Raw genomic sequence first — 20,904 nt, forward strand, 5'->3', positions numbered from 1 at the left:
CAATGCTGAGTGAAATTAATCGGTTCCAAGCATAGTACGAATATCAGCCAATTCGAGCGTCGAGCGGTCGGAAATCATCTTCTTGGATACGGCAGCAAGCCAGCCCTTAAGCTTCCAATGGCCCATCATGTCGATTGCCGCGATACCGGTCTTCGGTCCGAGCGAACATACCGTTCCCAGAGACTTGAAAACAAACTTCTTCGTGGTTCCACCATTGAGCAGAGCAATAAGATTTTCCGCCGCGCAATCGGCTTGGGCAATCGAAATCTGAGCGGTGGTGGGATAAAGACGACCGCTGACCGGATCCGGAACTGCAGAAACATCACCGATCATGAACTGATCCGGCTGACCTTTGACCCGCAAATCTTCCTTAACAACCACACGGTTGCGCTTCTGTTCGTATCCGGAATCCTCTATCACATGACTACCGTGCACGCCGGTTGTCCAGATGATCGTATTCGCCGGGAAAGCCGTGTCATTGCTCATAACCGCATTCGGCTTGACCTCAGTAATCGGAGTGGATGTATGGAAAATCACACCTTTGCTTTCAAGATACTTAACGCCCCAATCGGCCAATTTCGGATCGAACATGCCGAGAATCTTCGGGCCGGCCTCGATGCAGTCAATCTTGACCGACTCAAGCGGGAAACCGTATTCCTTGGCAAGGTCGGGAAGCCGGTAGACCAACTCTCCTAGGTACTCGATACTGGTGAAGCCTGCACCACACACGACGATTTTCAGATCGTTCTCGTCATGGCTTGAACGGTAGCGCTTCAGCGTATCCTCGAGATGCTTGCGTGCAGCCAAAGCGGTGTCGATGTCAACCAACGACCAACCGTTCTCTTCCGCCCCTTTGATACCGAAAGTCTCGGATTCGAACCCAAGGGCGTTAACGAGGTAATCGTAGGAGATGGGCTCGGAGTTCTTGAGCTCGACGCTCTTGGCGTCCTGGTCAACACGAGTAACCTCATCGATAACGACCTGAACGTTCTTTTTCTTCGCGAAAACCTTCGCCACGTCAAAGGTAATATCCGCCGGCTCTTTGGTGCCTGCCGCGATTTCATGGAGCTGCGTTGACTGATAATGGTACGAATTCTTGTTGATCAGAACAATCTGAACGTCAACTTTGGCATTCGCTAGTTTCTTGACCACTCGCATACCGGCGTAACCAGCACCGAGTACAACGATTTTCTTCATCTTGCACACCTTTTCTATTCATTTGTGGGACAAACCGGGAGCACAATAGGCTAAACGTCACCGCTATGTACAACATTCAGACTATAGGTCCAGCCTAACAAAAAACCGTCAAATTATCGGAAAATTAACGTCGAAAACGTAAAATGACCGTTTTTATGGCGAATATCACAACCATCTATGTTTACACCCAGCCTATCGCACAAATCGGGCTATGGAGATTATAGATCGAAGGTGCACCTGTCAGATAACGAGGGGGCCAGGTGACGATTCATCACCCGGCCCCTTGACAGTACCCCCCGAGAGAGTCGAACTCTCGTTGTCAGATTGAAAGTCTGGTGTCCTAACCGTTAGACGAGGGGGGCTAACAATCTAATTAGTGTAAGATACGAACTCGACGCAAGCAAGTGCCGGCGTGTTGAGGAACATCTCAGACCTGCGACAAAGTCCGATCCCACCTGAACCGCAACACATTCAAGACCGAACCGCAATCCCAGCACAGTCAGCCTTACTTCCCCACATCGCCAAGCACACCGCACGAAATACGAAAATTCAACCTCTGGCTTCTGAAGCTTTCCGCGACTGTTCAGCGCGTGCGATAGGTAAAGTCATGAATGACCCGTCCCGCAGCCTGCCCCTTCTTCTCGAAGTTCGTCAGAACCCTGCCTTCATAGCGCGTGGCCTCGGTAAAATCATCATGCGGCAGCAGTGCCGCCCTGTCGGCTGTACCCTTACCGACATGTTCCGTCGGCAGAGACACCGTAAGAGAACCATCATTGATGAAATCCTCACGACCATCCATGATTTCATGGACATGTAATGCGTAATCCTCGATATCAGTGGCAAGACGCCAAACACCGCCCTCACGAAGTACACGATGCACATTAGACGCCAGATCCGGCTGAACAATGCGTCGTTTATGATGCCTCATCTTCGGCCACGGATCAGGGAAGAACGTCCAGACCTCTTCCACCAAGTCATCTTCACCGGACTCAAACAGTTCCGGTGCATTTATCTGCGCGATCCGCAAATTGGAAAGCCTCAGCTTACCCGCAAGCAGCATCGTATGCGCTACACCAGGGTCGTACACTTCCACCGCAAGGAAATTCTTTTCAGGGTGGTTTTGTGCGGCGGCAACAATGTTTTCGCCCTGTCCGGTTCCAATTTCAATTATCAGCGGACGATCGTTGCCCCATACACTGTTAACGAATCCGCGATCGAGAACAAACCCGGGCTTAAGCGCCAACGAGCCATTGCCCTCATTAATACCGAGCAGATAGTCCGGAGCATAACGCTGCCATGCGCGTTGAAGTCGGTCATCGAGACGTCCCTTTCGACGCACAAAAGAGAGAACATGATGTTTTTTGCTGTCGTTTTCTAACACGTCAGCCCAGTCTAATAAAAGGTCGACACGAAACTCCACTTTCGCATGTAAAGCGACACGCATGAACACCAATAATCTCGCAAACAACGTCAAGTCTGATTCGCAGAATCAGAATGCGCAACCTGCAGCGACACAGACTAATCAAAATGTTTTACCCCCCCCAGACGTCTCAAGGCCAAGTTCCGCAACTACAAACCCCGATGATGCAGCCCCTACAGGTGCAGGCCACGCAAGCGCAAACTCTGCCGGAACAGAATCCTTACGCGTACAGCAATCCCGCATACTAGGCAGCTTCATATAATTATGGAACCCAACCGAACCAGAACCCATATCACTCCCCTTCCGCTCCAATACCCCCAATAGCACCGCAAGGTTACCCTTACTCACCCGCCCCGTACCAGAAATGGAATGCCCTCTGCATAGTCGGCTTCGTTCTTGCGTTCCTGTCTCCAATATTCGGTCTCATTCTTTCCATCGTCTTACTGATGCAGATCAACCGAACCAGCGAAAAAAGCAAAAGATTGGCCACCGCTGGCATTGTCGTTAGCGCGATTTCCTTCACGATAGGGGTTGCCCTAACGTTCTTGTCCATCGCAGGGCTGAACGAATACATTGATGGTCTCGAAGATGGCGGCACGTATTGCGAAGGAACTGACTGTGAATCTTATCCTCCGGAAGATTCCTACCCAAACGACGAGGACACCGACGCGAAGACTAACGAAACCTATTACCTTTACGATTGGCAGCAAGCACTTCCCGCATCCTCACTTATTTCGGTTCGGTAAGATTATCCGTATCTCCTTTTGAAGGATGTATGCAAATGCCCTTTCGGCGTCGAGTTTCTACAGTCACAAAACCGCAGAGGTTATGGGCGACACGCTGAAACGGACTTGGACTTGCACTCAGATGAAATCTGAGTATTATTAAAACTCGGCTGCTTGAAGAAGGCAAGCCACGGCTCCGTAGCTCAGTTGGTTAGAGCGCCGCCCTGTCACGGCGGAGGTCACCGGTTCAAGTCCGGCCGGAGTCGCTCGAATAATCAAAAACCCGGCACGCCGGGTTTTTGATTATTCATGGCTCTGTAGCTCAGTTGGTAGAGCGAACGACTGAAAATCGTTAGGTCAGCGGATCGACGCCGCTCGGAGCCACCACTCAAGTCTCGAAACCGATTGTTTACAACGGTCTCGAGACTTTTTGGTTATTCTCCCTATCATGTTAATCAAATGCCAAGAATTGAGAACGCTGTGTTTTGCACGATTCGGCAATACTCGAACCTGCGAAACACAGCGTCATGTCCGGCCTCTCAGAGCTCTTGAGCGACCCAATCAACGATATAAGGTGCGACGCCATCAATCTGATTGATGGCGATATCGAAATCAGCAGGTCCACCATACCACGGGTCCACAAGATCGATGTCACTTTCGCGGCCAGGTGCGGGCGTCGGCAGATCTGGGTCGAAACTACGATACAAATGAACTTCCGGCTTTTTATCGTCAGGAAGCATGCGCAGCAAACTATGCATGTGCGAAGCGGTCATAGGGAGAAACAAGTCACTCTCGTCAATTTCTTCTGCAGTAATGCGATGGGCGAAATGATGGTCGGGAATGGCATAGCCTCGCTGACGCAGCACACGCACGGCCCTAGGATCGATGGGATGACTGCGTTCCTCGTCGCTGACACCACTCGATATAACACGAACCTTGTCGCCGAGGCCGCGATCCTCGAAGTTCTTACGCAAGATGATTTCTGCCATCGGAGACCGGCAGATATTGCCAGTGCAAACGGTCATAACGGTGTATAGATGCTGAGACATAGTTGAACACCTTTCTATGAGTGAATTTCGATAATGCAATGACATCATCATAACCACTGCCGCGTAGTTCGTTGCATACGCCCCGTGAATCGCGGCCAATAACGATGTAGGCCCGGCAAATCGCTGCCAGGCCTACATCAATACACAAAACGATGATTATGAATTCTTCCGGTACGTAACGAAACGGTAAGCCTCGACGTCTCCTTCCGCTTTCACCGGCGCAGTCCAAGGACTTTCATCCTCAAGACTCCAAGCCCCCCTACTTACCAATTCGTCCATATCAGGAGCGTACGTATCCGCATCGAACTGCCCACGAATATAGGTGACATACGCCTTGTTGGCGAACGGCATCATGGACTTGAACAGCTGCGCTCCCCCGATAACCCATATCTCGCTGCGATCGAGACCATCATCAGGAATGGCCTCCTGCCGAGCATAATCGAGCGCGGCATCGATATCATTGGCCACAGCCGCACCTGCAGCATGCCAGTTCGGGTCATGAGACACGACAATATTGTCACGATTGGGCAGAGGGCGGTGCTTGGGATCCAAGGAATCCCATGTCTTGCGTCCCATAATGACCGGATGCGAAACAGTCAACTCCTTGAAATGCCCCATATCCTCAGCGAGATGCCAAGTGATCCCGCCGTTGAGCCCCATCCCCCCCGGACGGCCCTGCATGTCCTGCGCACATGCCCAGATGAGATTGACCGAGAACGTCTTGACGACATCGTCTCCCCAATCCTCTGCCTCCTGTTGCCCGGCAATTCCGGGCTCGGGCTCGTGATAGCCGCTACGGCTACTGTCATGCTCCATTTCATATACTCCTTATTCGGGTACTTCCCAGTTTAATGAACGCCTCAGACGCTGTGAGAAGGTTGCACGCAAGGGGCACGTAAACCGTTCAGACCGCAACCGGCGCCTTGATGGCCGGGTGATGCCGGTAATCAACGATGGTGAAATCCTCGTACTTGTAATCAAAGATTGAGTCGGCCTTGTTAATCTTGATATGCGGATACGGGTATGGCTCACGCGAAAGCTGGGTCAGCACCTGTTCGATGTGGTTGTCATAGACATGGCAATCTCCACCGGTCCATACAAATTCACCCGGCTCAAGTCCGGTCTGCTGAGCCATCATCAACGTCAACAACGAATACGATGCAATGTTGAAAGGCACCCCCAGGAACATATCACAGGAGCGCTGATAAAGCTGGCAGGAAAGTTTGCCGTCTGCCACGTAGAACTGGAACAGCGCATGGCACGGAGGTAACGCCATCTGCTCGACCTCAGCCGGATTCCACGCCGTAACAATCATGCGTCGGGAATCAGGATGATTCTTAATCAAATCAATGACGTTGTCAATCTGATCGATGGTATTGTTCGGATTGTCCTTCGTCGGAGCGGGCCAGCTACGCCACTGCACGCCATAGACCGGTCCCAAATCACCGTTCTCGTCCGCCCATTCGTCCCAGATGTGCACGTTGTTCTCTTGGAGCCAGCGCACATTGCTCGAGCCCTTGAGGAACCAAAGCAGTTCGTATGCGATGCCTTTGAAATACACCGTCTTGGTAGTCAGAAGCGGGAACCCCTTGGAAAGATCGAATCGCATCTGCCTGCCGAAGAGCGAAACAGTGCCGGTGCCTGTACGGTCGGTTTTAAGCGTGCCTTCGCTGAGGATGTCACGCACCAAGTCCTCGTATGGCATAGAGATATCCGTATCTGGACGCACCGGAATCGAACGACGAATTTCTTGCAGATCTGCTTGACTTAACATGATTCACAATTTTAGCAACCGGGTGCCCCCATACGCCAGCATGACAATGCCATCAGCTTGACTAGCCCGCCTCGTCTTTGAGCATCGACAAAACAGGCCGCACGAATTTAACCACTCAGCAACCTAAGTCACGTTTAGTGACAATCAAACACAAAAGTTGTCAATCGTACAGCCGATTAGAAATCCAAGAATTATGCATGCACAAACCTAACTTGGAGTACATTAATAAAGGTAGTGCCTTAAGAACAAGGCATCAACGCGAGGAGGTAGCAATGGCAAAGAAACTGTGGGTGGAACGCAACAAAGATGGTTCCTGGGACGCATTCAGCGACGAGGGAGCACATCTCAAGTTCGGTCATGGCAAAGGTCAGTTCAATCCCGGCGATTTGATGAAAGTGGCTCTGGCGGCTTGCGCTGCACTTTCCAGCCAGATGACGGTCGAGAACAGTCTCGGAGAAGGCAAAGGCGCCACCATCACCGTCGAAGGCGATGCCGACCATAAAGCAAACGCCTATACCGCATTCCGCGAGCAAGTCGTTGTCGATGCGCGCGACGCCGGTATCCGCGGAAAGGATGCGGACAAGCTCAAAGAACGCGTGGAAAAGCACATCGAGAAATCATGCACGGTGATGCACACCTATGAACAGGCAACACCGGTAAGCATGGACATCAAGGTGCTTACCAAATAGGCGTTTCCCGTGAACGACAAAAGGGTGGCGCCGATTCCCATATATGGAAGCGGCACCACCCTTTTCGTTACGTTTACATAGATAATCAGTTTGCATGCCGCGGATCGATCGAGGACTCAATCTCCTCTGCAGCGGCACTGTCGGCAATCTCCACGGAAATCTTCTTAACACCCGAAATGCCGTCGACCATGCCGTCAGAACGGGACTTTTCAGCCTCGACATATTTGCGAGGAACGACATAGACCGGACCTGCGGAGTGCTGAATAAGGCCTTGGCTTGTGGAACCCACCAGCAAACCGGTGAAACCGCCCCTGCCGCGTGAACCCACGACCACGACGTCATGGTCATAGCTGGCCTTGGTCAGCGCGCTCACAGCTGACTCGGGAACGATGGTCTTGGTAATCTTCAGATCAGGATGAGCCTGACGAACCGGGGCAAGCATGGTCTCGAGATCTTCCATATAGGAATCGTAGACACCATCTTCATCGCTGACACCTTGCAGCCCAGGGACGGCGTCGATCACATCGAGTTCAGCGCCATTCACATCAGAAAGCTCAGCGGAGATTTCGAGAGCCTTAATCCCCCATTGGCTCGCGTCAATACCCACCGCCACACGCTGAATCGTGTTGTTCAGATGCAACGTCTTGCCGTCGTCGTCGGTATACGGAACCACGATGATCGGGCAGTATGCATAGGCAGGAAGCGACGAGCTGGTGGTGCCAAGCAAACGCTCTGCCAGTCCGCCTTTGCCACGATTGCCGATCACGATGAGATTGTAGTTGCGAGACAGCTCGACGAAAACCGAGGAAGGATCTCCGGTGACGATAAGAGTTTGCGCCTCCACGCCCTGTTCGTCTGCAATGGCCTTGGCCTTGGAAAGAATCTCCTGTGCGTCGAGATGAGCGGTACTGTCGTCGCCCATCGACGTGTATGTGGAATCAAATGAAACAGCCGCATAGCTGGGCAGAGAATATGCACAAACGATCTGCAACATCAGTCCCGCATGCTTGGCGTAGTTTGCCGCCCACCATGTGGCCTTGTAGCTGGCTTGTGATCCGTCAACGCCTACCAAAATAGCCTTGTCGTTTACCATCACTACCTCCTTGACATCCGTGAAACCGTTGACAACGGCTCTACCACAAGAATAGCAGTCCTATCGTCGACACGTAAATTCATTCGCTGGATAAAAAAACGCGTCCTGCTTAGCAGGACGCGCTTGAAAACCGGAAAGTCTAGAGAAGCCTACGAATGGAATATGAACCGGTGAAGGCGTAACGAATCGGCGTGTACACCGTTCCCGACGCGGGGTTAAGCGCATTGATCACCATGCCGTTGCCCACGTAAATCGCGGAATGCTGTGCGTTCGCGATAATATCGCCGGGCATTGCCTGAGAAATATCAGCGACGGGAGTGCCGACGGACATCTGTGCGCCTGAACCATGCGGCACGGAAATACCCATATTGCCGTATACATACTGAACAAATCCGGAACAGTCCCAACCGGCAGGCGTATTGCCACCAAGACGATATGGAACCACGCCAACAAATTGATTGGCGAACGTCAGCAAACCCGAAACCGACTGTCCATTGGGAGGGATGACAGCAACATTCTGCGATGGTACAGAAGGAGCCGTCAACGACTCGCGTGAGCGTGAGCGCGAAGCAGCGGCAGCCGATGCCGCGGCAGCGTCCGCAGCACGCTGTTTCGCCGCAGCTTGGTCCTTCTCGGACTGTGATTGAGTCTGCGGCACGTCAAGAGACTCGATACCTCCCCAATTCGACTGTTCATCGACATCAGTGGAGGTGGATTCCTTGAACAGATCCTTGCGGACGGTATTTACCTTGTGGAAAGACCGCGAAGAGGTAACCGGATTCTTGTCCTCACTGCTAGCCGAAGCCACAGGAGAGAACGCAAGAAATGCCGACGACGCCAGAATAAACGCCGACACAGACGCACATACCCTCGAAGGTTTAATCATAGTTTCCAGTTTATCAGACCACGGCAACAACGTCGATGTTTTCAGCGAATAACGATATCAAATGAACCGAGGCACCCAGAACCCTGATGAGACCGGTATAAATGGCCAAGAGATCGGGAATCTCACAGACTATATCTCACCCGCTATACCCTGATTAAACAAAACCCGAAAGTCAGTAATGAATAACCTGATGCTCGGCCACTTGAGACGCGGTGAATGTCCTTGAGAATGTCTTGCCTTGAAGAGCGGCACCACATTCGGAAGTGACCACAGAACCATCTGGATTGATTTGCTCGATGATCGCAACATGACCACATGTAGGGCTGGAACCATCTTGTCCTGCTGCGAAGACCATGATGTCGCCCTGATGACGGGCGGTATTGTCTACCCAATAGCCCAAGGAACGGGCCGTGACTGCCCACTGCGCTCCGTTGCCCATACGCGAACCGGTGGGAAGCCCAAGCTGATGACGGCGTACATAGACCCACCATGTGCACTGGCTGAATTCATATGCATTTCCGCTGTCACCGGTGGAATGGTTCGGATCGAACCCCTTCGGCAAGTTCGAATAGTCCTGATCCAAGAGAGCGGCAACCTGCGGGTTGCTGGCAATGGACTTCGACATCGAAGAAACATCAAGAGAAGCACTGTCGCCACCCAAGCTCCACGTGCCGTCGGCGGAGAGGCTGGCTTCAGAACCCGACCCCAGAGGAGCACGGGTTTCCGAACGGGATGCTGCACCTACAGGACGCAATGTGGATATGGTGGTCGTCCCTTCGGTTGCCGCGAAGCTGGGACGATTGGGATTGCCTGCCATCATAGCCGTGGCGGTAGCTCCCACAAGAGTAGCCAAAGAAGCAGAGACAACTGCGGCGCGACGACGACCTTCATTTTCTCGGGCAAGTCGAATGGAACGACGCGTTTGAGGCGCAAGCTCATTAATCTTATCGGCGACTTCCGGAGCCAAACCAACCATAGCCCCGTTGGTAGCGACGGCTTGGGCCTGTCGCACAGCCTTGGCTGAGTGCGTCGCCTTGGTAGGCAAAAAAAGCGATGCAACGGAATGCCGCTGCGTGCTCTTTTGTGCCCTATGTGCACCGTGACTCATAAATCAACTCCTTGCGGATAGCTTTCATGACGGCGGAGGTGTTGCCAACTGTATGGAAAAGCAGTGGCTCTGATACCACGAGGTCAGCAGTCTACACGCCACCACTGTACGAATCAATCAACCAGAATGCTCAGCCTTCAAACTTTTGGCAATAATCCGATAAATGACAACGAAAACCATGAAACGGAATTGCTCGTTCGGCGTGTCACATTTTCTTTACAAATGAATAACTAGCTATATGCTTTAATAGTGCTGTGCCAACCGGTATATCTAGCCGGAGACACCACACACTTATATTTGCGTGGAAGCCACGATGAACGAACCAGGGTCGCCATCAGAGTCGATCTGTATGCGGCCATCGCAGTCCGGAACGAAAACGGCCTCTCCCCTACGCAGAATCATTTCGTTGGTCTCGTCGCTCACACGCACTCTGCCATCAAGGCACAGGACGATTCGCGGTCCACATTCTCCTGGGAAGCGCGAGCGCAACGCCATCAGCCGCCCGTAATGTCGAACGATCCGTTCCATCATGGGCCAAGGGTGATGCCCGCCGCCGACCCGTCCATAGCTGAGTACGAATTCGTTGATATGCGGCCGATACACGACTCGATTGCCGAACAGCGCACCCAGCTCGTCAATCCAGCTGACACTGGGATCAATGGGTGGCGCCGGGTTGCAATCGAGGTTCTGCAAGAGATTGGGAACGTCCTTGTGCTTGACCGTCATGCCAGCACGCAAAACGTTGTCGGAGTTGGTCATCACTTCTACTCCGGTGCCATGGATATACGCGTGCGGCGTACCCGCGGGAATGAAAACCGACTCACCTTCCTCAAGCTCAATCGGATTCATCATCAGCAATGCCAGCACGCTCGGATCACCCTCAAATGCCTCAGCGGCGGCAAGCGCGTGCCGAAAAGCAAGCTGGGACCGCTCGTGAGAAACTTGAGAAGCCGCCTGCTGCAAGGCATCGTGCAGGCCAAAAACCGTACCGGCCGTCACCGCCGCATGGAAAGCACGAAACACTCGTTTGCGGGACGGCTGCCAAGACATCGATGCCATGGGCATCATTGAGTTGGCGTCGGCAAATTCCTGGTCGACATTCGCCGAAGAGTCCGGATACGAAGCGCCGAACACGCCGTGATGCGAGGGTGGTTTGAGGGCCATAACCATCCGGCGAGCTACAGGATGGTCGACCAAGACGAGATTCGAAAGCATAAACGTCGGAGACGCAAATCCTACGCATGCGCTGAAAGGCTGCAACGCAACAATCATCTCGTTCTTGGCTACCACATCCTTGAACGAGCGATCAGGGGCATCCATCGGCTTTCTCTCGGCGTTTTCCTCATTGAAACCGGCGCGGGCCCGAAAATCGACGGGATGAACCTGCAATGAAAGGGGAATTCTTGCGGAAATCACCTTGAGCAGGTACGGCAATACGGGACCGAATTCATTTGAGCACCGCAAGCCCAGCATGGCTTCCGGATCACTGCGAATAAGGTCCGTCAATGCCACCGGGGTACCACCGGCCTGTTGCCATGCCTGCAACGTTGGACTCTGAACACCAGAAAGGCTGCCACCGGAAGGTCGCAGACCAGATTCCGGAGCACCAGTCACATCCACAATCGAAGGATATTGCGCATGCCCACTGAACCACATCTCGGCAATCGGACCGCCGTCCCGCGCTTCCCCCACAGGCATTTCGGTTGAAGCCGACCGCTCGGCCAGATCCAAGGAAAACATCTCCTGCAAGCGGATATACGAGCCCCAGGCGTATCTCTTGATGACTGGGTGAATCGAATACACTTGACAGGGCTCCTTTATCTTGTTACGGCTTTCTATAATCTCATAGTTCCTGTAGAGCACGAAACGCGAATCAGCGCATAGCCAACTCAAGGTTAACCCCAACCACTAAAATCAAAGGCATGAAGTTCGCCCCGATTGTCAATCCTGACGTCTGTAAGCCTGCACCGAAGGCGGTTCAGGTCGATTTGCGCAAAACGTTCCTTTTCATTACCGCTCTGTGGGTTGTTGCACTGCTGGTTTCTGCCGTGCTTCTCAAGTGCGGATTCCATGTGATTAACGCCATCATCCTCTGCAGTTCCGGAGTAGCCATAGGGCTGCTAATGCTTACTTGGGAGCATTTTGATCGCTGGGACTATCGCCGGCTCGGCGCGAGCTGACCGGCAATTCGACTACTGTCAAATTCAATACTCATTATCTTCTTAACCAATGGCATATCCGATAACCACGAAAGAGGCTTATATGCGCGTCATCTACAACGAGGAACTCAAGGCCGTCGCGGATGCCTTGGAACATATGGCGGAAGGTGTCTGCACAGCGATGCACGGTGCCGGCAAGGCTCTGCTGGATCAGGACATGGAGGCTGCGAAATCGGTAATCGACGGTGACGAGACCATTGATGCCCTCGAACGCCAGATTCTTGACCAATGTGTGAAACTGCTGGCGCAGCAAAGCCCGGTTGCCACCGATCTGCGCGCGGTCGTCGCGAGTCTGCGTCTGGCTTCCACAATCGAGCGAATGGGTGATTTAGCCCAGCATATCGCCCAAACGGCTTATCGCTGCAGTCCCAATTCCGCTTTGTCCGACGACGCGAAAACGCGCGAGATCTTCGAAAGCATGCGTCAGTTGCTTGATATCACCGCAGACAGGCTGCCCGGAATGCTCGCCGACCGCGACGCCACCCTAGCACAGCAGATCATCGCCGACGACAACAAGCTCGACGAATTGCACCAGCAGACGTTTGCCCTGGTGCTTAACGATTCTTGGAAGGGCACGAAGCAGCAGCTCATCGACGTGGTCCTGACCGCACGTTTTATGGAAAGGTTGGGCGATCACGCCGTTTCCACAGCACGTCAGGTGGTCTACATCGTCTCGGGCTTCGACCCAAGCAAAGAGCCCAAGGACATGGACTAAAAGCTGAGAAAGCGGGTTGTTCACTGTTTTACAAGAAGACAGTGAACAACCCGCTTTTTAGCACCAAACCAATAAAGGAGGCGGGCCGCAACAATATTGCGGCCCGCCTCCTTTATTGAAGGTTGAGTCAAAAGTGCTTACTTGACCTGGCCTTGAGCAGCAACGGCTGCGGCACCGGCGGCAGCAGCTTCGGGATCAAGATACTCGCCACGGGGCTTGATGGGCTTCATGTTCTCATCGAGCTCGTAAACCAGCGGGATCGCTGTCGGGATGTTGACCTTGGAGATCTCTTCCTCGGAAAGCCCGTCGAGCATCTTGACGATGGCGCGCAGCGAGTTGCCGTGTGCGGCGATCATGACGGTCTTGCCGCTCTTGAGCTGCGGAACGATTTCGGATTCCCAGTATGGGGTCACGCGGGCAACGACGTTGGACAGCGCCTCAGTCTCAGGCACCGGATCGCCGGCATAGCGCGGGTCGTTGTTCTGGGAGAACTCATCGTTCGGATCGATTTCCGGCGGCGGGGTGCCGTATGAACGGCGCCAAATCATGAACTTTTCATCGCCGTACTTGTCGCGAATCTGCGACTTGTTCTTGCCCTGCAGAGCACCATAATGACGCTCGTTGAGCCTCCAGCTACGCTCAACCGGAATCCAGAGGCGATCGGCCTCATCCAGTGCGTAATTGGCGGTATTGATTGCACGACGCAACAAAGAGGTGAAGACGATGTCAGGAAGGACATTCTTCTCCTTGAGCAGCTGACCGCCGCGCTTGGCCTCCTCGACACCCTGCTCAGTGAGCGGAACATCGACCCAGCCGGTGAACTGGTTTGTTTTATTCCATGCGCTCTGGCCGTGCCGGAGCAATACTAGTTTATATGCCATAATTCAATCCTAAGCGATGATTGCGACGGGTACGCCGCAAGATTGCGAACATTCACTCTCAGAGAGTCACAGCCAGTTGAGAAATGATGAAAACAAGCGCAAACAGCAGCAACGTCATGCTGCACATCGGCAAAGCCTTGACGAAATTCTCTTTGTTGACGGCGTGCGCAAAATCCATGGCGACCTTAACAATCACCAGCATCAGCAGCAACGACGTGCAAGTCAGGATTATACCAAGAACGCTCAAAGTATTGAAGTATGGGGCAAGCGAAGGAACAAACGAAATCAGGATGAATATCGAGGGAATCAAGGCAACGACGACGGTAATAACCACAGAAAGCATGTAAACCACAAGCAGCAACGTACGTGCGGCGCCCGGGCCAAGAATGACTGCGAGCGTCATTTTGCCACTGCCCTTATCTTCTCCGAGATCGCGCAGGTTGTTGACCATCAGAATGGCGCAGGAGTAAAGACCGCAGAGAATAGCTCCGACGATGCCGGGGACGTTGATGTCGCCGGTAAGCAAGTATTGCGTGCCAAGCACCGCAACAATGCCGAAGAATATGAAAACGGCGATTTCACCGTAGCCTGCATAACCATACGGATGCTTGCCGCCCGTATAGAACCATCCGGCGAGCAGGCAAAGCACGCCGACGACAATCATCCACCAACGACCGGTCAGCGCTATTGCCGCAAGTCCGGCGATGCAAGCGATAAGGGCATTGATGCCGGCGGCGGCAAGCACCTGTTTTGGCGCAACCAAACCGGAGGCAGTCAAGCGCTGGGGCTTGGCCGTCTGGAATTCACTGGCACCTCGCCCGGCATCGATGCCACGAATCCCGTCGGAATAATCGTTGACAAAATTAACGGCAATTTGCAGGAACAAAGCAATAATGATGCAAAGCACGGAAACCAAAACGAACATGCCGGCTGAAACACTCCCGGAAAATGCGCCTGACGCTGACGTCCTCACAACCGCAGTGCAGCCCTGCATTTCTGAAGGCTGCGTATGACATCCTACCTTGGCTTTGGCTTGCAGAAGCAAGTAACTCGAGGTCACGCCGATCAGAACCGGCGCAATGGATGCCGGCAATGTCTTCGGCCGGAGTCCGTTAATCCACAAATTCATATTCTTCAATGCAACTCACTTCCTCTAATTGGTTCGGTAACAGCCCGCGCACAGGCAACGATGCGACTTCGAGCACTATAATAGTTGCACCCCGATCTTGTCATACAAAACGGTTGTCGACCCGCAGAAGGCCGGCAACTTATCAAATGAACGGACGCCAGCAATTGTCCCACTGGTTTCAGTCCAGCGGCTTGACCAGCGGGAACGTGATGGTCTCGCGAATAGTGGCACCGGTCAGTGCGATGAGCAAGCGATCGATGCCCATGCCCATGCCTCCTGCAGGTGGCATGCCCACGCCGAGGGCTTCAAGGAAGTCTTCGTCGATGTCCATTGCCTCCACATCACCCGCAAGAGCGTCCCTGGCCTGGTCGACCAGACGCTGGCGCTGCACCACGGGATCGTTGAGCTCAGAGTAGCCGGTGGCCAGCTCAAATCCGCGGACATACAGATCCCACTTCTCCACAACGCCCTGCTTGCTGCGGTGCCCCTTGACCAGCGGGCTGGTTTCCACCGGGAAATCGCGCACGAACGTAGGTATTTCGGCACCAAGGCCGTCCTCGTAGAAGTGCTCCCAAAGATGCTCGATGAGCTTGCCGTGGTTCTCGACGTCGTCGCGTTCTACACCGAGTTTGTCGGCGATGGCGCCCAAATGGGTCACAGAGGTCTCCGGGGTGATCTCCTCGCCCAAGGACTCGGAAAGCGACTCATACATGGCAATTTCTTTCCATTCGCCGCCGAAGTCGTACTCGGAACCGTCAAGGAGCGTCACCTTGGTCGACCCGAAGGCATCGATGGCCGACTGCTGGATGAGCTTCTTGGTCAACACCGCGATGGTGTCGTAGTTGCCGTAGGCCTGGTACGCCTCAAGCATGGTGAACTCCGGGGCATGCGTACCATCGACGCCCTCGTTACGGAAATCACGATTGATTTCGAAGACGCGCTCGATGCCGCCAACCAGACAGCGCTTGAGGAAGAGTTCTGGCGCGATGCGCAGATAGAGGTCCATGTCGAAAGCGTTCATGTGAGTAACGAACGGACGGGCCGCCGCTCCCCCGTGAACCGTCTGCAGCATCGGGGTTTCCACCTCAAGGAAGTCGTCCTTGGCAAACGTGTTGCGCAGTGAGGCGACGACCTTGGAACGACTGCGAACCATGTCGCGCATCTTCTCGTCCGCAATCATGCCGACGTACGGCTTGCGGGTGCGCACGTCTTCCGTGAGGTCCTTGTGCAGTGCCGGAAGCGGCTGCAGCGCCTTGGCTGCAATCTTCCACTCACTGACGAAGATGGAGAGCTCACCGGTCTTGGAAGCGATGACGCGACCTTTGAGATACAGGTGATCGCCGAGATCGACGAACTGCTTGAACGCCTTAAGCGAGTCCGCACCGACCTCCTTCTTGGAAATCATGCCCTGAATCCTCGTACCGTCGCCCGCAGCCAACTGCACGAAGCACAGACCGCCGCCGTTGCGAAGGAAGAGCACCCGACCGGCAATGGAAACCACATCCTCTGTCTCGTCACCGGCTCCCAGCTTGCCTTCGTACTTTGCACGAACCCCCGAAATGGTGTCGCTGACCTCGACGACAACCGGGTACGGGGCGACGCCGTCTTTGAGCATCTGGGCCCGCTTGGCCACACGCATCTGCACCTGCTCCGGCTGACCTTCCGGACCGAACTGCTTGTTGGTCGGATCGATGGCATCATCGAAAGATTTGCCCTGATTGATGTTCTCCGCAATGACCTCGTCCTGCTTAAGCCTCAGCTCCGCACGCTCGACGGTGGACATAACTGGGGTTCCAGCCTCTTCATCGTTCCGGTTCTCACCGGTTTCATTCGTTTCGCTCATACCCTCGAGTGTACCGAGCAGCCGATACACGGCAATCGACCAAAACTTGCGTCAACAGCAAGAGCACTCGGTTGGCAACACGACATCCGAACCAACCAATCGTCACCCGACACGCATGGTGGACTCGTCCTCAGGTTCGTTGTATCATGATTCCTGTTGTTCATCGGGCTGTAGCGCAGCTTGGTAGCGCGCTTCGTTCGGGACGAAGAGGCCGCGAGTTCAAATCTCGCCAGCCCGACCAACTGAAACCCCTTGCTTTGCAAGGGGTTTTGTCATATAGCCAACACTCGAACATCACTACGTGTTATCACTATATTGTCGATGCACGTGAGAGCACACCAGGAAGTCGGCATTTCTTCCGAATAACATTGTTTCGCGCATCTTGTTTCAGAAGTTTCGGTATTGCGATGGACCGCTGTTGTTACCGGTAAGGAACTGAGATGAAGAAAAGCTTACTTGCACTTGCCTGCGGAGCATTTGCATACGGAGCGGCAGAATTCGTAATGATGGGCGTCCTCACCCAAGCCGCGCATGATATGGATGTCAGCATCCCCACGGCAGGCAATTTCATTTCAGCCTATGCCATCGGCGTGTGCGTCGGTGCCCTGATGCTGATTGTCGGCCGGAAGACCGGGCCCAAACAACTAATCCTCATCTTCATGGCCATTGCCTGTGCAGGCGATATGTTTAGTTCATTTGCCCCGAACGCCACCCTGCTTGTCATCGGAAGGTTCATCTCCGGACTGCCCCATGGCGCATTCTTCGGCACCTCGGCTCTAGTCGCAAAGAAACTCGCCGACCCTGGTAAGGAAGCCAAGGCCGTTTCACTGACCATAACCGGGCAGACAGTGGCCAACATGCTGGGTGTGCCAGCTGGCACCCTCATCGCGGAACACCTTTCATGACGCTTAGCATTCCTTATTTTGGCTGGGGTTGCCGGCTTGACCATACTGCTCGTAGCTGTTTGGGTACCCTACGTCGAACCCGTGAAAGATGCCGGCATTCTCGGTCAATTCAAATTCCTGACCAAACCCGGGCCCTGGATCCTTCTCATTGCAGTATTCACCGGCAATACCGGAATCTTCAGCTGGTGGAGCTACGTGTCCCCCTGGCTGCAACATGTGAGCGGTTACCCCTCGGGATCTGTTCCACTACTGATGATGCTCGCCGGATTCGCCATGGTGGTCGGAAGCTTGGCGGGTGGACAGCTTACCGACCACTGGCGCAGCACCGGCACGGCAGGATTGGGTCAGTGTCTGAGCGTCATCGGACTTGCGATGGTTTTCTTTGCCCCAGGAGGCAAAAGCACTACAGCCATCTTCACATTTATTATCTCCTTCGCACTCTTTTTCATCTCCACCCCCCAGCAACTGCTAATGACCGAAGCCGGGCAGGGCGGCGGTGAGCTCATTGGCGGTGCGGCGGTACAGGTCGCGTTCAACCTTGGCAACGCAGTCGGTTCGATGGTGGGCGGCGGTACCCTCACCTTGTCACACATGAATTACCGCTTCATTGCCCTCGGCGGTTTACCGTTTGCGTTTGCGGCCACCATCCTGCTTCTGGTTTATTCCCTGCGTTACGAAACGAATACGGACGCCTTGCAACGCCTGCAACCGTTGAATGTGTAAGGCCGACACAATCAACACGGTAGATCAACCCTCATCGCCACTATTAGATCAACTCAGACGACACATTTGCCCCACTACCTCACAGCAGTTACAAAAGATATTGAAATATCGCGGATTCGATATGATCAGCAACGCCAGAATCCCAAGTCCTGGCAAATATCTCGACAGCAAATAGACTGGAATTGATATAGCACGATGAAGGAGCGGTCATGGAGGACAATGCGCAAGGCAAAACGCCGGAAGACCTTTTGCGGGCTTTTAGTCAAGCACATTCGCTGGTTCCCGAGCACCAGGAAAATGCCGATAATCCTAGCACCGCTGATCTGAGATCCAAGACAACATTTAGCAGCGATGAGTTCCTTAAAGGGCTTGATGCTATTTTTGATACGCACGAAGCCACGGAGAAAGCCGAACCTTATTTGAAGCAGGCCATGGCCGATACGGAGAACGCGGGTGATGACGCCGGGTTGCTGACCGTGCTCAACGAGACGATGGGGTTCTATCGTTCACGCGGGCGGCATGAAGACAACCAGTGGATTGTGCAGCGAGCGCTGGAACTCGGGCTGAAAATGGGGATTGAAGGCAGCGAAGCCTGGACGACGACGCTTATCAACGCGGCGACCGCGATGCGCGCGGCGAAACGATATGACCAATCCGAGGAGCTGTATCGGCAAGCGCTGGAATCGGCACGCAAGACGCTTGACCCTACCGACCGGAGGATAGCGGCGTTGCACAACAACATTTCCATGCTGTACAGCGAGAACGGAAACCCGGAGGCGGCGCGGGACGAGCTAGAACAGGCGCTTTCCATCCTTCAAGCGTCGAGTACCGATCCGGAAACCGACATCGATGTGGCCTCGACGCACACCAACCTTGCTTTGGTGCTACTACAGTGCGCTACCGAATCAGCGTTAGTTGCAAAATCTTCGAACAACGAATCCACTGCCTCAATTCAAGATTTGCAGACGTCTACAGACCACGCAAACGCAACCTCTGGGAAAGCAAACTGCGAGCACCCATCCACCGATGTTGATTCCCTGCTCGATCAGGCCATGCATCACTCAAGCAAGGCTCTCGAAATTTACCGCAACGGTCATCTCGAGCACAGCGCGCATTTCGCGTCGGCGCTGGCGGGATACGCACAAACCTGTTTTGCTGCTGGAATGTTCAACCAATCCGTTCACGCCTATCGCAAGGCGTTGAAGGTGATCAAGGGATGCTACGGCGTTGACAGCGATTACTACCGCATTACTGCGGCGAACCTTGCGCAGGTTGAGGAGAGCGTGCAGGAAGCGGGTGCAAACCTAACCGAAGCCGCGCCCACGAAGCACAAACAGAACGACACAGCGATCGCAGCGACAATGAGCAAAACGGCTCCGCTCCCGGAATGTTCAGATGGTAGGCCAATCTCCCCCGCAACCGATACCAAAATCGGCACCTCGGCAACCGCATTCACTTCTCCCGGTACCGAGCCGAATCCTGCACTTCACATGAGCACATCAGACCCCTCCGCCGCCGATTCCAAACCGCGCATTTCTGGGCTCAAACTTGCACGCGAGTATTGGCAGACCTATGGCAAGCCGATGATTGCCGAGAAGTATCCGAAATATCAGGGTCGTATCGCCGCCGGACTCGTTGGTCATGGCTCGGAATGCTACGGATTTGACGACCAGTATTCGCAGGACCACGATTTCGGCCTCGGTTTCTGCCTGTGGCTCACGGATGAGGACTATGTGGCAATCGGCGAGCAGTTGCAAGCCGACTACGAGGTGCTGCCACAGGAGTTTATGGGCTTCGGGCCGCGCGAGGCCACTGCGCGGGCGCAGGGTGGTTCGCGACGGACCGGCGTTTTCCGTATCAGTAATTTCTTCGCCTCCATCACTGGCTATCCAGCCGCTCCCGCCGACGACAAGCCGCACGAATGGTTGTTGCTTGACGAACCCACGCTTGCGGCGGCAACCAACGGGGAGATTTTCGCCGACCCACTGGGAGCCGTATCAAAGACGCGCCAGGGTTTCAAGATGATGCCGGAGGATGTGCGGCTTTCGTTGATCTCCCGAAGACTGGGGATGATTGCGCAGGCCGGCCAATACAACCTGCCGCGAATGCTGAAGCGCGGCGACGGGGCCGGAGCTTGGCTGTCCATCCATGAATTCGTCACCAATGTCTGCTCGCTTATATTTCTGATCAACGAACCTATTCGTGCCGGATACATGCCCTATTACAAGTGGCAGTTTGCGGCGCTGCGCAGGCTTTCAAAGCGCATGTCAACCGTTTTGCCGGATGTGTGCGAACAGCTGGAAACCGTCTTGCGGCTCTCGTCCGCGGCATGCTTTGGCGGTGCCGGGTTTGGTGAGGGCGGCAAGGGCGCGGCACCCGCCGTGGAACAGATACAAGGCACGGTTGAACATATATGCGCCGAAATCGTCACGGTGCTGCAACAGCAAGGCCTCACGGACAGCGGTGAGCAATTCCTGGAGTGGCAGCGGCCGTACGTTGAAGCACACATTGGCAGCGACGACCCTGTTTTGCACAGCCTGTAAATACA

At 54.1% G+C, this 20,904-nt stretch carries 17 protein-coding genes, 4 tRNA genes and 1 pseudogene; 9 read left to right on the forward strand and 13 right to left on the reverse strand.

The features are described 5' to 3' along the window. Positions 1–15: 15 nt before the first annotated feature. The 3 genes from GA0061077_RS03660 to trmB form a co-directional block, all read right to left on the reverse strand. Positions 16–1,197 (reverse strand): NAD(P)/FAD-dependent oxidoreductase, encoded by a 1,182-nt coding sequence (locus tag GA0061077_RS03660; RefSeq protein ID WP_091847502.1) that lies wholly within the window; start codon positions 1,195–1,197, stop codon positions 16–18. Between the two features lie 290 nt (positions 1,198–1,487). Next, positions 1,488–1,559: transfer RNA gene (locus tag GA0061077_RS03665), tRNA-Glu, on the reverse strand. 221 nt (positions 1,560–1,780) lie between these two features. Further along, positions 1,781–2,578, reverse strand: a complete 798-nt coding sequence (trmB, locus tag GA0061077_RS03670) for a tRNA (guanosine(46)-N7)-methyltransferase TrmB (RefSeq protein WP_311389013.1) — start codon at positions 2,576–2,578, stop codon at positions 1,781–1,783. Positions 2,579–3,063: 485 nt separating this feature from the next. Here trmB and GA0061077_RS03675 point away from each other — a divergent pair, with 485 nt between their 5' ends. The 3 genes from GA0061077_RS03675 to GA0061077_RS03685 all read left to right on the forward strand — a co-directional run bounded on the left by GA0061077_RS03675 (position 3,064) and on the right by GA0061077_RS03685 (position 3,729). Then, complete coding sequence (locus GA0061077_RS03675; protein WP_091847504.1) at positions 3,064–3,363, forward strand: hypothetical protein; 300 nt, start codon at positions 3,064–3,066, stop codon at positions 3,361–3,363. A gap of 171 nt (positions 3,364–3,534) precedes the next feature. Continuing rightward, positions 3,535–3,608: transfer RNA gene (locus GA0061077_RS03680), tRNA-Asp, on the forward strand. 45 nt (positions 3,609–3,653) lie between these two features. Further along, positions 3,654–3,729: transfer RNA gene (locus GA0061077_RS03685), tRNA-Phe, on the forward strand. A gap of 152 nt (positions 3,730–3,881) precedes the next feature. Here GA0061077_RS03685 and GA0061077_RS03690 read toward each other — a convergent pair. From GA0061077_RS03690 to GA0061077_RS03700, 3 genes are all read right to left on the reverse strand, one after another. Beyond that, positions 3,882–4,391 carry a low molecular weight protein-tyrosine-phosphatase gene (locus GA0061077_RS03690; protein WP_091847505.1) on the reverse strand — a complete coding sequence of 170 codons (510 nt, stop codon included), beginning with the start codon at positions 4,389–4,391 and terminating at the stop codon, positions 3,882–3,884. A 156-nt stretch (positions 4,392–4,547) separates the two neighbouring features. Beyond that, positions 4,548–5,207 (reverse strand): dihydrofolate reductase, encoded by a 660-nt coding sequence (locus tag GA0061077_RS03695; protein ID WP_091847506.1) that lies wholly within the window; start codon positions 5,205–5,207, stop codon positions 4,548–4,550. 88 nt (positions 5,208–5,295) lie between these two features. Then, complete coding sequence (locus tag GA0061077_RS03700) at positions 5,296–6,165, reverse strand: thymidylate synthase (RefSeq protein WP_091847507.1); 870 nt, start codon at positions 6,163–6,165, stop codon at positions 5,296–5,298. 272 nt (positions 6,166–6,437) lie between these two features. On the opposite strand from GA0061077_RS03700, the gene GA0061077_RS03705 reads away from it, so the two are divergent. Next, complete coding sequence (locus GA0061077_RS03705) at positions 6,438–6,854, forward strand: OsmC family protein (protein WP_091847508.1); 417 nt, start codon at positions 6,438–6,440, stop codon at positions 6,852–6,854. Positions 6,855–6,939: 85 nt separating this feature from the next. Here the strand turns inward: GA0061077_RS03705 and GA0061077_RS03710 are convergent, their stop codons facing one another. The 4 genes from GA0061077_RS03710 to manA all read right to left on the reverse strand — a co-directional run bounded on the left by GA0061077_RS03710 (position 6,940) and on the right by manA (position 11,681). Further along, positions 6,940–7,947, reverse strand: a complete 1,008-nt coding sequence (locus GA0061077_RS03710; RefSeq protein WP_091847509.1) for a universal stress protein — start codon at positions 7,945–7,947, stop codon at positions 6,940–6,942. A gap of 139 nt (positions 7,948–8,086) precedes the next feature. Beyond that, entirely contained in the window at positions 8,087–8,833 is a 747-nt protein-coding gene (locus GA0061077_RS03715) for a C40 family peptidase (protein WP_091847510.1), read from the reverse strand. 172 nt (positions 8,834–9,005) lie between these two features. Further along, positions 9,006–9,941: a CHAP domain-containing protein gene (locus GA0061077_RS03720; protein ID WP_091847511.1), complete on the reverse strand. Its 936-nt coding sequence runs from the start codon at positions 9,939–9,941 to the stop codon at positions 9,006–9,008. A 291-nt stretch (positions 9,942–10,232) separates the two neighbouring features. After that, positions 10,233–11,681 carry a mannose-6-phosphate isomerase, class I gene (gene manA, locus GA0061077_RS03725; RefSeq protein ID WP_221182621.1) on the reverse strand — a complete coding sequence of 483 codons (1,449 nt, stop codon included), beginning with the start codon at positions 11,679–11,681 and terminating at the stop codon, positions 10,233–10,235. Positions 11,682–11,863: 182 nt separating this feature from the next. Here manA and GA0061077_RS03730 point away from each other — a divergent pair, with 182 nt between their 5' ends. Both GA0061077_RS03730 and phoU read left to right on the forward strand, forming a co-directional pair. Continuing rightward, on the forward strand, positions 11,864–12,121 hold the full coding sequence (locus GA0061077_RS03730; RefSeq protein ID WP_091847513.1) for a hypothetical protein: 258 nt from the start codon (positions 11,864–11,866) through the stop codon (positions 12,119–12,121). A gap of 82 nt (positions 12,122–12,203) precedes the next feature. Then, positions 12,204–12,875: a phosphate signaling complex protein PhoU gene (gene phoU / locus GA0061077_RS03735; protein ID WP_091847514.1), complete on the forward strand. Its 672-nt coding sequence runs from the start codon at positions 12,204–12,206 to the stop codon at positions 12,873–12,875. A gap of 137 nt (positions 12,876–13,012) precedes the next feature. On the opposite strand, the gene GA0061077_RS03740 is transcribed toward phoU, so the two are convergent. The 3 genes from GA0061077_RS03740 to lysS all read right to left on the reverse strand — a co-directional run bounded on the left by GA0061077_RS03740 (position 13,013) and on the right by lysS (position 16,728). Further along, the gene (locus GA0061077_RS03740) at positions 13,013–13,756 is read right to left on the reverse strand and encodes a phosphoglyceromutase (protein WP_091847515.1); all 744 of its coding nucleotides are present in this window, start codon (positions 13,754–13,756) and stop codon (positions 13,013–13,015) included. A gap of 58 nt (positions 13,757–13,814) precedes the next feature. After that, a complete protein-coding gene (gene menA, locus GA0061077_RS03745) occupies positions 13,815–14,885 on the reverse strand; it encodes a 1,4-dihydroxy-2-naphthoate octaprenyltransferase (RefSeq protein WP_091847516.1) in 1,071 nt (356 codons plus the stop codon). A gap of 178 nt (positions 14,886–15,063) precedes the next feature. Continuing rightward, positions 15,064–16,728, reverse strand: coding sequence for a lysine--tRNA ligase (lysS, locus tag GA0061077_RS03750; protein ID WP_091847517.1), 1,665 nt, complete (start codon positions 16,726–16,728; stop codon positions 15,064–15,066). A gap of 164 nt (positions 16,729–16,892) precedes the next feature. Between lysS and GA0061077_RS03755 the strand changes: the two genes are divergently transcribed. The 3 genes and pseudogenes from GA0061077_RS03755 (at position 16,893) to GA0061077_RS03765 (ending at position 20,899) form a co-directional block, all read left to right on the forward strand. Beyond that, positions 16,893–16,969 (forward strand) — tRNA-Pro (locus tag GA0061077_RS03755). Positions 16,970–17,168: 199 nt separating this feature from the next. After that, positions 17,169–18,356 (forward strand): annotated as a pseudogene (locus tag GA0061077_RS03760) (MFS transporter). A gap of 209 nt (positions 18,357–18,565) precedes the next feature. Beyond that, positions 18,566–20,899, forward strand: a complete 2,334-nt coding sequence (locus GA0061077_RS03765; protein ID WP_183193116.1) for a DUF4037 domain-containing protein — start codon at positions 18,566–18,568, stop codon at positions 20,897–20,899. The last annotated feature ends 5 nt before the right edge of the window (positions 20,900–20,904 follow it).

The organism is Bifidobacterium commune, assembly GCF_900094885.1.
Taxonomy (GTDB): Bacteria; Actinomycetota; Actinomycetes; order Actinomycetales; family Bifidobacteriaceae; genus Bifidobacterium; species Bifidobacterium commune.

Excerpts from the sequence above, each read along its gene's own strand:
- manA (WP_221182621.1), bottom strand. The coding sequence starts at position 11,681 with ATGTTTTCCTTGGATCTGGCCGAGCGGTCGGCTTCAACCGAAATGCCT.
- GA0061077_RS03765 (WP_183193116.1), top strand. The coding sequence starts at position 18,566 with ATGGAGGACAATGCGCAAGGCAAAACGCCGGAAGACCTTTTGCGGGCT.
- GA0061077_RS03690 (WP_091847505.1), bottom strand. The coding sequence starts at position 4,391 with ATGTCTCAGCATCTATACACCGTTATGACCGTTTGCACTGGCAATATC.
- GA0061077_RS03660 (WP_091847502.1), bottom strand. The coding sequence starts at position 1,197 with ATGAAGAAAATCGTTGTACTCGGTGCTGGTTACGCCGGTATGCGAGTG.
- GA0061077_RS03700 (WP_091847507.1), bottom strand. The coding sequence starts at position 6,165 with ATGTTAAGTCAAGCAGATCTGCAAGAAATTCGTCGTTCGATTCCGGTG.
- GA0061077_RS03720 (WP_091847511.1), bottom strand. The coding sequence starts at position 9,941 with ATGAGTCACGGTGCACATAGGGCACAAAAGAGCACGCAGCGGCATTCC.
- GA0061077_RS03710 (WP_091847509.1), bottom strand. The coding sequence starts at position 7,947 with ATGGTAAACGACAAGGCTATTTTGGTAGGCGTTGACGGATCACAAGCC.
- GA0061077_RS03730 (WP_091847513.1), top strand. The coding sequence starts at position 11,864 with ATGAAGTTCGCCCCGATTGTCAATCCTGACGTCTGTAAGCCTGCACCG.
- lysS (WP_091847517.1), bottom strand. The coding sequence starts at position 16,728 with ATGAGCGAAACGAATGAAACCGGTGAGAACCGGAACGATGAAGAGGCT.
- GA0061077_RS03740 (WP_091847515.1), bottom strand. The coding sequence starts at position 13,756 with ATGGCATATAAACTAGTATTGCTCCGGCACGGCCAGAGCGCATGGAAT.
- GA0061077_RS03705 (WP_091847508.1), top strand. The coding sequence starts at position 6,438 with ATGGCAAAGAAACTGTGGGTGGAACGCAACAAAGATGGTTCCTGGGAC.
- GA0061077_RS03675 (WP_091847504.1), top strand. The coding sequence starts at position 3,064 with ATGCAGATCAACCGAACCAGCGAAAAAAGCAAAAGATTGGCCACCGCT.
- GA0061077_RS03695 (WP_091847506.1), bottom strand. The coding sequence starts at position 5,207 with ATGGAGCATGACAGTAGCCGTAGCGGCTATCACGAGCCCGAGCCCGGA.
- phoU (WP_091847514.1), top strand. The coding sequence starts at position 12,204 with ATGCGCGTCATCTACAACGAGGAACTCAAGGCCGTCGCGGATGCCTTG.
- menA (WP_091847516.1), bottom strand. The coding sequence starts at position 14,885 with ATGAATTTGTGGATTAACGGACTCCGGCCGAAGACATTGCCGGCATCC.
- GA0061077_RS03715 (WP_091847510.1), bottom strand. The coding sequence starts at position 8,833 with ATGATTAAACCTTCGAGGGTATGTGCGTCTGTGTCGGCGTTTATTCTG.